Annotated in this window: 10 protein-coding genes; 1 reads left to right on the top strand and 9 read right to left on the bottom strand. The window is 71.7% G+C overall.

Features of this window, described 5'->3' with window-relative positions:
• The 3 genes from VFE05_11575 to VFE05_11565 all read right to left on the bottom strand — a co-directional run.
• A partial coding sequence (locus tag VFE05_11575; GenBank protein ID HET6230700.1) for an acetate/propionate family kinase occupies positions 1-871 on the bottom strand: 871 nt, incomplete at its 3' end.
• Between the two features lie 142 nt (positions 872-1,013).
• Positions 1,014-2,552 (bottom strand): hypothetical protein, encoded by a 1,539-nt coding sequence (locus VFE05_11570; GenBank protein HET6230699.1) that lies wholly within the window; start codon positions 2,550-2,552, stop codon positions 1,014-1,016.
• Positions 2,549-2,899 (bottom strand): hypothetical protein, encoded by a 351-nt coding sequence (locus tag VFE05_11565; GenBank protein ID HET6230698.1) that lies wholly within the window; start codon positions 2,897-2,899, stop codon positions 2,549-2,551. Before VFE05_11565 ends, VFE05_11570 begins: the two co-directional genes overlap by 4 nt.
• 593 nt (positions 2,900-3,492) lie before the next feature.
• Here VFE05_11565 and VFE05_11560 point away from each other — a divergent pair.
• On the top strand, positions 3,493-3,633 hold the full coding sequence (locus VFE05_11560) for a hypothetical protein (protein HET6230697.1): 141 nt from the start codon (positions 3,493-3,495) through the stop codon (positions 3,631-3,633).
• Between the two features lie 94 nt (positions 3,634-3,727).
• On the opposite strand, the gene pdeM is transcribed toward VFE05_11560, so the two are convergent.
• From pdeM to VFE05_11530, 6 genes are all read right to left on the bottom strand, one after another.
• Positions 3,728-4,426, bottom strand: a complete 699-nt coding sequence (pdeM, locus tag VFE05_11555) for a ligase-associated DNA damage response endonuclease PdeM (protein HET6230696.1) — start codon at positions 4,424-4,426, stop codon at positions 3,728-3,730.
• A gap of 510 nt (positions 4,427-4,936) precedes the next feature.
• The gene (locus VFE05_11550) at positions 4,937-5,383 is read right to left on the bottom strand and encodes a universal stress protein (protein HET6230695.1); all 447 of its coding nucleotides are present in this window, start codon (positions 5,381-5,383) and stop codon (positions 4,937-4,939) included.
• 2 nt (positions 5,384-5,385) lie between these two features.
• Positions 5,386-6,747 carry an Nramp family divalent metal transporter gene (locus VFE05_11545; protein ID HET6230694.1) on the bottom strand — a complete coding sequence of 454 codons (1,362 nt, stop codon included), beginning with the start codon at positions 6,745-6,747 and terminating at the stop codon, positions 5,386-5,388.
• 334 nt (positions 6,748-7,081) lie between these two features.
• Complete coding sequence (locus VFE05_11540; protein HET6230693.1) at positions 7,082-8,728, bottom strand: DUF4173 domain-containing protein; 1,647 nt, start codon at positions 8,726-8,728, stop codon at positions 7,082-7,084.
• Positions 8,725-9,960: an NAD(P)/FAD-dependent oxidoreductase gene (locus VFE05_11535; GenBank protein HET6230692.1), complete on the bottom strand. Its 1,236-nt coding sequence runs from the start codon at positions 9,958-9,960 to the stop codon at positions 8,725-8,727. The genes VFE05_11540 and VFE05_11535 overlap by 4 nt, the downstream gene beginning before the upstream one ends.
• Positions 9,957-10,592, bottom strand: a 636-nt coding sequence (locus tag VFE05_11530) for a hypothetical protein (GenBank protein ID HET6230691.1), incomplete at its 5' end; no start/stop codon positions are given. The genes VFE05_11530 and VFE05_11535, both read right to left, overlap by 4 nt.

Here is a 10,592-nt window from a genome sequence, read left to right as displayed (position 1 = left end):
TGAGGCCGGAGATGCCCAGCAGCCCGGACTGCTTGTTGAGCAGCGACTCCACCTCCGGCAGCGACAGGCCCTCCTTGACCGCGACGTAGTCCAGGATCGCGGGATCGAGATCACCGGATCGGGTGCCCATCACCAGCCCCTCCAGCGGCGTGAAGCCCATCGACGTGTCCACGCTCTCGCCCCCGGAGATGGCGCACGCCGAGCAGCCGTTGCCCAAGTGCAGCGTGATCAGCCGCGACCCTTCGCGCGGACGGCCGGTGAGCTGCCGCCACCGGTACGAGATGTAGCGGTGCGACGTGCCGTGGAAGCCGTAGCGGCGCACGCGGTGGCGGCGGTACAGCGAGTAGGGGATGGCGTATAGGAACGCGCGCTCGGGCAGCGTGTGGTGGAACGCGGTGTCGAAAACCGCCACCTGCGGCGTGCCCGGCCCGAGCACCGAGCGCACGGCCAGGATGCCCTTCAGGTTGGCCGGGTTGTGCAGCGGCGCCAGCTCGATGGTTTCCTCGATGCCGCGCAGCACCGCGTCGTCGATGCCCACCGAGCGCACGAACCGCTCGCGGCCGTGCACCACGCGGTGCCCCGCCGCGCCGATCTCCGCCACGCTGCCGATGGGCACGCCGCTCTCGGCAGATGTCATCCACTCCAGCACGTACTCCACGGCCGCGCGGTGGTCGCGCAGCGGCGCCGTGCCGCGCACGGTGGGCCCGTCGGCCGCGCGGAAGCTCCACACCGCCTCCCCGCCGATGCGCTCGATCTGCCCGCGCGCCAGCCGCTCGTCGGCGTTCCCGGCGAAGCGCGCCTCGTCCGTCCGCACCAGCTGGAACTTGACCGACGACGAGCCGACGTTGAGGACCAGGATGTTCATCATCATCTCTACCGAGTTCTCGATGGAAGACTCGGGAGAGACTACCCGGCATTCCGTGCGTTCGCCAGCCCACGGTGCACGAGACGAAGGGCGGCGCCCGCGTGGACGCCGCCCTTCGATCATCTTCCATCCATCGGAGAGAGCTCGGCTACTTCGACGTTCCGGTCAGGCTCTCGGCGCTCTGGTTCAGCTTGTAGGTGAGGCCCAGGTTGGCGCGGAGCTTCCGGTCCACGTCGCCCAGGAACTCCGGCCGGTTCGCGTACGACAGGCCGATGAGGGCCGACGCCTGGCCGGTCAGGTGCCGCGTGTAGAAGAGGCTGGCGACGAAGCGGTTCTGCCGCGCGGCGTCGTTGCGGGCGAAGTCCCACTTCGCCTGCCCGTCCAGCCGGTCGCGGTTCTCGCCGTCCTCCGGGTTGCCGATGTACGCACCGTAGCCCGCGCCCGCCGCCAGCGTCGTCGCGCTCGCCAGACGGATATCCACCGAGTCCTGGGGGATGGACAACCGCCACGTGTTGCGGCGCGTCACGTCGAGCTGCACGAACATCCGGTCGCCGCGCGCGAGGGAGCTGCGCACCGCGGGATCGTTCACGTACTTGGAGAGGCACGCCGGGTCCACCTTGCCGCCGCAGCTTCGCCGCAGGCCGTTCATGTTCGCGAACCCCAGCTCGAAGCGCGCGCGGCCGGTCCATTCGTTCGGCCCCACCACGCCGCGCCGCGAATGGTACTCCCACGCGGCGTTGAGCTGCGGCTGGTTGTTCACGAGCTGCGCGAGATGCGTGAACCCCGACGCCTTCAGCCGCTCGTCGCGCGCGGCGCGGTTCCGCGCGACCGCCCCCGCGAGCAGCCCGATCTCCGCCTCCAGCGCCTCGCGGCCCGCGGGCGAGAGACACGCGACCGGAAACTCGCCCACGTCCGCCGGCCCCGGGGCGGATGGGCCCGCGCGCAGCGTGCACTCAGGCGTTCCGATGCGCGTCGCCTCGAACCACTGGGTGTCGCGCCTCTCCGCACGTGCTTCGAGCGAATTGCGGAACGCGTCGTAACGATCGTCGGCCCGTTCCACGCGGCTCTGGTCACCTGCCCTGTCGGCGCCGGCCAGGGCAACGAAGAGGGAGCCGATCTCCGCACGGTGCTGCCGCAGGCTACGCCCGAAGCGCTGGTTCTCCAGGTTCAGGCTCGCGGTCAGGGTGGCGTCGTCGTACGGCTCCAGGTCCGCTTCCAGCCGGGCCTGTGCCGCGGCGCGCAGTGCGGGCGGCACCGAGTCCAGCAGCCGCGGGCTGACGACGGCCTGGTGGATCACCACGGCGCCCTGGAGCGTGGCGCCGAGGTCGATGAGCGGGCCCTGGTTCAGCGGCAGGTTCGCCTTGAACCCCAGGTCCGGCGCGTCCGCACCGCCGGAGACGGGCGCGAGCAGCTCGGTCGCAAGGCGCGGGAGGAAGTCGGCGATGGCCGCGAGCGGGCCCGCGCTGGACAGGTCGGGCCCCGCCTGCTTGGCCTGGAGGCGTTGCGCCGCGTCCGCCAGAGCCTGCTTGCGGATGCTGTCGGGGACCTCCGCGCCTCCGGTTCCGCGGTTCCGCGAGTAGCAGTCGGTGATGGTGCGATCGGCCTGGCAGGCGACCGGCTGCTGCGCCCGGAGCGGCGGCGCCGCAACGCAGGCCGCCGCGACGGCGAGGGCGAGGGCGCGCATCATCCCGCCTTTCCTTTGGCCTTGATGACGTTGTCGGCACTGGGGTTGTCGGCATCCACGCGCAGCACGCAAACGTCCGGGCCGCGGGGGTCGGTGCCCACGACTTGGGACGTCACCACCGCACTGGCCGGGTTGCCGCTGCTCCCCACCACCACCTCTACGCGGTACGAGTCGCCGGGCCCGATGGGGAACCGCAGCGGAAATTCCGCCGTTCCCTGCACCGTCTGCTGCGTCCTGTTTCCGTTCACGACCGCGATGACCGTCGTGACCGCCTCGGCGCCGTCGTCCGCGCTGACGTCGACCACCAGCTCCGACGGCGTGAAGATCCGGGACCAATCGGGGTTGCACATCTCTCCTCCTGCGTGTGGTGTGGGGTTGCGGGGCAGCTCGGGTGATGTGACGTGGGAATGGACGGACGCGGGATGCCTTCCCCGCACATCGGCGGAAATGCCGAACGAGGTTGAGCAGGATTGCTTCGCTACGCCTGCGCTTCTGCTGCGCGATGCAACTACGGGCGGGACGGTAGATGCGATGTGGCGGAGATTGCCGGAGCCCGGGCCGGCCGGGAGCTCGTCAGGCAGCGGGACGCCGCACGCCTTTCACCACAGGTGGAGCGGCGCCTGGGACGAGCGCCCAAGTCCTATGATTGCGGCGTGGAGCAAACAAGGCAAGCCATCCCGCCTGGACGATTCTCGTCCCGCAGGCATGTTCTCGGTAGATGCGCGGGCTGGACGGTTCGAGGGAGGGCACCGCTGGGGACAGCGGACGTGCCACGAGGGCATTCACATTCCCGCAGCGCACCACGCGCCGGGGCGACTGGTGCGCGGGGGCGTGGCGTCGGCATATTGCTGGCGCGCGCCCGCCGGGGCGCGGCGCCCGTCCACCCTGCATCTCCGCACCACCCATGGCCGAGAAGCCCGATAGGCAGCCGAAGAAAGAGGGAATGTCCAAGACCAAGCTGGTGCTGGGCGCGGGCGCGCTCTTCCTCTTCATCGTGGGCGTGAAGAAGACGTGGCCCCGGCCGGACGCCTCCCCGCCCCGCCCGCGCGAAGCCCGCGACCGCGGCGACGATCACGACGGCTGACGGGCTCGGGACGCGAGCGCCGGCCATCCATCCTCCGCCTAGCCGCGCGTCGCAGCCATGCGGGAGGGCCTACAAGCGGCGGGCGCGGTCCGCTTCAGCCAGTGACTTCGATCACGCAGTCGTCCAGCGGCACGAACACGCGGTCGCCGGGGCCGGGCGTGACCTCGGCGACGCCGGTGAAGCTGCCGAACGCGGGCAGGATGCCCACCCGCGCTCCGAAGTAGAAGCACGGAAGCCTCGTCCGCTGGCGCCCGCGGCCCAGCAGCCGCACGGCAGGGTGCACGTGGCCGGAGAGCGTGTAGCCGTCCGGCGACTCGTCGGGGTGGTGTCGGTAGACGAACGGCGCCGCGTCAAAGGGCGGCGTGCAGCACGAGATGCCTAACTCGGGCGGCGGATCGCCCGCGTGCTTGTCGTGGTTGCCGCGCACGAGCGACATCTCCACGTGCGCATGCCTGGCGCGCCACTCGGCCACGGCGGCGAGCGTGCGCTCCACGCGGCCCTCGCGGGCGTGGAATAGGTCGCCCAGGAACACCAGCCGCCGCGCCCCGGAGCGCTCCAGCGCCGCCGTGAGCCGCGACAGCCCCTCGGTGGTGGTGCCGCCCGGGACGGCGATGCCGGCCGCGCGGAAGGTGGCGGCCTTGCCCCAGTGCACGTCGGCCACGAGCAGGGTTCCGGTGCGCTCGCGGAACAGCGCCCGCTCCGGCATCAGGTACACCCGCTCGCCGCACAGCTCGATGCCCAGGTCGGGCGTGGCGCACGGCACGTCGTTCGGTGTCAGCGGAAAGCTCTGCAACTGCGTTTGTCGTTCGGTAGATGTGTGGTGGTGGTGGTGGCGAGCCCCAGCGCCGGGGATAGCTGAGCCTGGAGGTTGAACCCGCGCAACAACCGCGCAAATCTCCCTCCGGAGATCAACCGCAAGGTGTCGCGGCCGCGGCCGCTGACGGTCGACTCGACGTGCGCGATTGCACCAATCCGATTTTCGGCTGGGCGGGGCGACGGGTTGCGACGGGATGGTCCGGCAGCAGGCCACGAAGCGGCCTTCGCGCGGTTGTAGCCCCGCGGGTTCACCCGCCAGGGCGATGCCACGGCCTTACGCGCCGCCGCCGCGCATCTCGCGGATCCGGCTACCGCGCATCTTCCGAAAGGCGTCCAGCGACCCTGGCCGAAGCGGATACACCGCTGCGCATCTTCCGTCCCGATCCTCGTCCGAGTCGTTCGACGGATGCATCGTATCTACCGAAAATAACAGCACCCGGACGCGATTGCTTCCGGGTGCTGCTTCGTCGTGTCTCGCCACGGTGTGCTAGTGCGGCCCGGGCTCCGGACCCGCGCTGCCGCGGACGACGAGGACGGGGAGCGTGGAGTGATGGCGGACGGCGTTGGCCACGCTGCCGTACAGGACGTCGCCCACGAAGCGGTGGCCGTGGGTGGACATGGCGATCAGGTCGCAGCCCTCCTGCCCCGCCACGTCCACGATCTCGCGCGCCGGGTCACCGCTCGCCAGGATCGACTCCACCTCCAGGCCGTCGCGGGCCAGAGAGGCCGCCGTCTCCTCCAGGTAGCGCCGGTCGGCCTGCATCTCCTCGCTCTCGCGCAGGTTGAGCTGGTGGTGGTTTCGCGCGACCCAGCCGTCTGCCACGTGCACGAGCACGACCGACGAGCGGCACAGCGACGCCAGGCGCCGCACGTGCTCCACGATGGCCCGGTCGTACGGGCTGTTCTCCAGGGGAACGAGGATGCGCCTGTACATGGTCACCCCAGCCAGCCGCGGAAGGTCTGCACGAGGAGCCACAGGTTGAGGACGGCGATGAAGAACGCCACCAGGTACGCCAGCGCGCGCAGCCAGCCGGCGTTGGCGAACTCGCCCATCTTCAGCCGGTCGGACGTGAAGCGCACCAGCGGGAAGACGGCGAACGAGAGCTGCAGCGAGAGGATCACCTGGCTCAGGACCAGCAGCCGCGCCGTGCCGCTCTCGCCGTAGATCAGCGCCACGATCACCGCTGGCACGATGGCGATGGCCCGGGTGATCAGGCGCCTCACCCACGGCCGCAGGCGGATGTTGAGGAAGCCCTCCATCACGATCTGGCCGGCCAGCGTGCCGGTGAGCGTGCTGTTCTGGCCCGACGCCAGCAGCGCCAGCGCGAACACGATGCTGGCCCCGCCACCCAGCAGCGGGGTGAGCAGCCGGTATGCGTCCTGGATCTCCGCCACGTCGGAGTGCCCAGACGTGTGGAAGGTGGCCGCGGCCACGATCAGGATGGCGGCGTTGATGAACAGCGCCAGCGACAGGGCGATGGTGCTGTCCAGGAACGCGTAGCGCACCGCCTCGCGCTTGCCCGCGGCGCTCTGCTCGTAGCGCCGCGTCTGCACCACGCTGGAGTGCAGGTACAGGTTGTGGGGCATGACCGTGGCGCCCAGGATGCCGATGGCAATGTACAGCATTCCCGGGTTGCGGAGAACCTCCGCCTGCGGCACGAAGCCGCGCACCAGCTGGGCCACGTCGGGCCGGGCCAGCACCATCTCGAACAGGAACCCGATGCCGATGGTGGCTACCAGGGTGATGACCAGCGCCTCCAGCACCCGGAAGCCCTTCTGCTGGAGGAAGAGCACCACCAGCACGTCCAGCGCCGTGAGCACCACGCCCCACGCGATGGGCAGCCCGAAGAGCAGGTTCAGCGCGATGGCGCTGCCGATCACCTCCGCCAGGTCGCACGCGGCGATCGCCAGCTCGCAGATCACCCACAGGAACCACACCACCGGCCGGCTGTAGTGGTCGCGGCACGCCTGCGCCAGGTCGCGCCCCGTCACGATGCCCAGCTTGGACGCCAGCCCCTGGAGCAGCACGGCGAGCAGATTGGACAGCAGGATCACGAACAGCAGCCGGTATCCGTACGCGCTGCCGCCGGCCAGGTCGGTGGCCCAGTTGCCCGGGTCCATGTAGCCCACGGCCACCAGGTAGCCGGGCCCGGCGAACGCCAGGAACTTGCGCCAGCGCGTGGTTCCCGTGACCGGAACGCTGCGGTACACCTCGGCCAGGCTGGGCGTCACGCGTGCCCGCCGCCATCCCGGCTCGGGTCCGCGGTCGTCCGGCTCCTCGATCTGTGGCAGGGACATTCTATCGCTTGCAGAAAGTTGCTGGATTTCTAATCCAATTTTTCACCTAGCTTAAAATATACCACATCCCCATCCGCGCAAGCGTTTCGTACGGGCTCGTCGAGAGATGCGGATCGGGACGGACCGTAGATGTGCATCCCGCACCCCGCCGAACCCAGCACACGCACGAGAGATTCCAACGCCGGCGAGCCGGCCCGACATCGCGCAGGCCGGCTCGCTTTTGTATTCGGTAGATGTGGTACGGCAGACGATCTTTCGGCTCTCCGAATCGCCTCGGCGGATGCGAGGCCGTGCATCCCCCGCCCAATGCGCTGGGTCAGCCGGGCTCGTGCTCCTATTCGGCCCCCGCCGCGTGTTCGTCCGCAGTCTCGGACTGCGGCAGGGGAATCGGCGCGGTGCGACGCTCGCGCTCCGCCTGCTGGCGGTCTCGCAGGCGCTGCTCGATCTCCGGGGTGCAGGCGGCGCGCAGCTCCGGCTGGTGGCGCGCTATGGCGCCCCGGGCGCGCCAGCTTCCCCAGCTCCACGCCCGCCAGTCGGTCCTTGCCGAAGGGGCCCACTGTTTCAGCAGGCTCTTCGCGGCCAGGCAGCGCTCGTCCGCGTTCAGGCGGGGCAGCGCGCGCAGCACGCCCGGCACTGCGTCGCCGCTGAGCGAAGACGCGTACGCGCCGTCGAAGCGCTGCTCGGCGTCCGGGCGGTTGGCGTTCACAGCGACGATCACCGCGTCCGGGCTGGCGAGGTGCAGCGCTCCGAGCGTCACCGCGCCCGAGACCAGCGCGCCGAAGACGAAACGGTCGCGGCGCCCGCGCAGCACCGTGGCGGCGAACCAGCCGAAGACCACGGCCAGCCACAGCATGAACGCCGTGGTGTACAGCCGCAGCTCGGTGAGGCCGTACGCCGCCTGGTACATCCACATCCGCCACATCGCCGAGGCCATGATGACGGAGAGGAGGCCGAGCTGCACGCCAGCCAGCCAGCGGAAAGCCCGTTCGCCCCGCCCGTCGCCGCGCAGCAGCCAGTGCACGCCCAGCAGCAGCGGCAGCACCAGTGCCGCGACCGTCACCAGCTCGAAGAACCCGCGCCGCGCGTACTCCGCGTACCCCAGCCCCGGTTGCGACGCCACCACGCCCGCCCCGCCGAAGAACCAGCGCATCTGCACCACCACGAACGCCAGGAAGAGCGCATTCAGCGTCCCCAGCACGATGCCGGCCTCCACCACGCCCATGCGGAAGCCCGGCGCGGGAGCGGCCTTCGCCTTCGCGACCGCGCTCCCGGAGACGAACAGCGCCCGCAGGAACCCGCTGGACAGCCAGGCAAAGACGCCGGCCATGACCACGTGGCCGATCACCACGTCCATCCTGATGCCCGGTAGCCCGGTCAGGAGCCCCTCGAACGCCGCGTCCGCGGCGGCGAGCAGCGCGCCGAAGACGAGGAGGAGCGGCGCGGCGAACAGCAGCCCGCGGACCACGGCGGCGGCGCGGCCGGACCACCCGCCGCGCGGGATCTCGCCCCACTTCACGTCGTAGCCCAGCACCGGGACCGCCCCGGCGATGGCGTAGCCGGCGCCCGCCACCAGCGAGAGCAGGTAGTCGCCCACGCCCGCGAGCACCACCGGGCCGCCCTGGGCGCGGAACGCCGCCAGGCACAGCACCGCCAGCAGCGCAAAGACGTCCAGCGCCTTCAGCGTCGGCGAGTCGCGCCACGCCATGAGCAGCGAGACGGCGATGGCGCCGGGCATCCAGCCCGCGGCCGCCCGCTCCGTGCCGGACCAGCGCTCCACCGCCAGCGTCGCGCCGCACACCTCCAGCATCCACAAGGCCAGGTTCAGCCCCCACGGCATGGGCCGCAGCAGCACGTCGGCAGCCACGCCCAGCGACACGGCCGCGGCCAAGACACACAGGCCGGTTCGCGTCCGCGGCGACATGACCGGTAGCGGCCGGGCGGCCGCCGGGGCGAGCTCCATCGCCTCCGCATCGCCCGTCATGGCGCCACCTCCGCTTCCACCGCTTCCGGGAGATGCACGGCCGGGCGTTCGGTAGATGCGGCGCGGACCGTCCGCCCTCCATCTCCCGGCCGGTGTACGAGCCTGCGCGGGCCGGGATCCACGTCCGGGAACGAGCCGCGGCCGAAGAAGACGCCGCCCGCCAGCGGTCGCAGCAGGGGTGAGCGAAGCGCGGCGCACGCCATCTCCAGCAGCAGCGGGCTGCGCACGGCCGCGATGGCGCGCCGCATGGCGATGCGCGTGCGGAAGTGCGCCCGGAATCGGTCGCCGCAGTACGGCGCGAGCGCGGCCTCATCTCCCGTCTCCAGGAAGTCGCCCGCCACGTGCGCGGCCAGGGCGGAGAGGCGCAGGCACGGGTCCAGCCCGCCCGCGGTGAGCGGCGACACCGCGCCCGCCGCGTCGCCCGTGAGCAGCCCGCGCCGGTTCGCGATGCGGCGCAGCACGCCGCCCACGGGAATTCGCCCGCCGCGCCGCTCCACCGTTTCCGCGCCCTTCAGCCCGAAGCGGCGCTCGGCCATCGCGCGGAAGCGCCGCAGCGCGTCTAGCGGCTGGAAGTGCCGCGCGTAGCCGCCCACGCCCAGGTGCGCCTCCTCGCCGTCGCTCACCAGCCACGCGATGTAGCCCGGCGCGACCTCGGGGTCCAGGAAGCAGTGGAAGCACGGCGGCCCGCCCGCATCCACGCCCCGCAGCACGTCCTCCACGCCTACGATCCACTCCGTGTTCTCGTCCAGCTCCAGCGCGCGCGCCACCCGCGACGTCGCCCCGTCCGCGCCGACCACGAAGCGCGCCCGGACTGCCACCGGGCCGCGGGGGCCTTCCAGGTGGACGACGGATTCGGGGCCGTCCATCTCCAGCCCGGCGAATCGCGTCTCGGGCGCCCACTCCACGCCCGCCTCGCGGCAGTCCGCCAGCCAGCGCAGGTACAGCGGGCCCATGCGGCCCACGCGGAACTCGTCGTGCGGGCTCTCCAGCGGCAGCGCGCGGCCGGCGGGCGAGTACAGCGTGACGTGCCGCACCGCCGGGCCCAGGCAGTCGTCCGGGATGTCGAAGTCCAGCAGCGTGCGCCGCACGAAGATGCCGGTGGTGTGGATCGACCGGTCCACCGACGGCTTGGCGTCCGCCAGCAGCACCGCGAAGCCGCGCCGCCCCAGCAGCCGCCCGCACTGCAGCCCCGCCAGGCCCGCGCCAATCACCACCGCGTCGTAGGTCTTCACGACGCCCCCTCGTCTGCGGATGGGGACGCGACGGCCGAGGCGGCGGGTAGGCGGAACGCGGACTTGCCGTGGAAGAACGAGTTCTCGTGGCCCACCAGCAGGTGCGTGACCGCGTCGGATTCGGTGAGCAGCAGGCGCGACGGGCGCACGTCCGCCGGGACCTCGAAGACGAGGGTGGAGACGTACGACTCGCCCGGCCGCAGCGGCTGCGAGAGCGGCGTCTGCGCGCCGCGAGCCGTCTCCAACCCGAGCTGGCCGCGTGGTGAGGGGGCGAACGTGTGGCCGGACTCGTCCACCAGCGCCGCCGCGCGCGGGTTCGGGTAGAGCAGCCCGTCGCCGCGCGTGGGGGAGATGGTGCGCGGGTCGAAGCGCACGCGCAGCTTGACCAGCGCGAAGCTGCCGTTCGCGCGCTCGCCGCCAAGCGCCGCCGCGCGCTCCACGCCCGCGACCGAGTACGCGAGGTGGCACTCGATCTCGCAGAAGATCTTCTCGCCGCCCGGCTCCACCACGCGGTCCGCGCTGGCGGCCGAGAACCCCAGCAGCGCCGCGGCGTAGACGCCCGCCACGCCCAACGCCGCCGTCCCCACCCGCCGCGCCGCGAACATGCTGCCGCGCATGGCCAGCACGCTGGC

The sequence above is a fragment of the Longimicrobiaceae bacterium genome (genome assembly GCA_035696245.1).
Classification (GTDB): Bacteria; Gemmatimonadota; Gemmatimonadetes; order Longimicrobiales; family Longimicrobiaceae; genus DASRQW01.
This window is presented reverse-complemented; position numbering and strand designations above follow the sequence as displayed.

Bases quoted from the DNA above. Each gene is read 5' to 3' on its own strand.
- VFE05_11570 (HET6230699.1), bottom strand. From the start codon at position 2,552: ATGATGCGCGCCCTCGCCCTCGCCGTCGCGGCGGCCTGCGTTGCGGCG.
- VFE05_11565 (HET6230698.1), bottom strand. From the start codon at position 2,899: ATGTGCAACCCCGATTGGTCCCGGATCTTCACGCCGTCGGAGCTGGTG.
- VFE05_11560 (HET6230697.1), top strand. From the start codon at position 3,493: ATGTCCAAGACCAAGCTGGTGCTGGGCGCGGGCGCGCTCTTCCTCTTC.
- VFE05_11550 (HET6230695.1), bottom strand. From the start codon at position 5,383: ATGTACAGGCGCATCCTCGTTCCCCTGGAGAACAGCCCGTACGACCGG.
- VFE05_11545 (HET6230694.1), bottom strand. From the start codon at position 6,747: ATGTCCCTGCCACAGATCGAGGAGCCGGACGACCGCGGACCCGAGCCG.
- VFE05_11540 (HET6230693.1), bottom strand. From the start codon at position 8,728: ATGACGGGCGATGCGGAGGCGATGGAGCTCGCCCCGGCGGCCGCCCGG.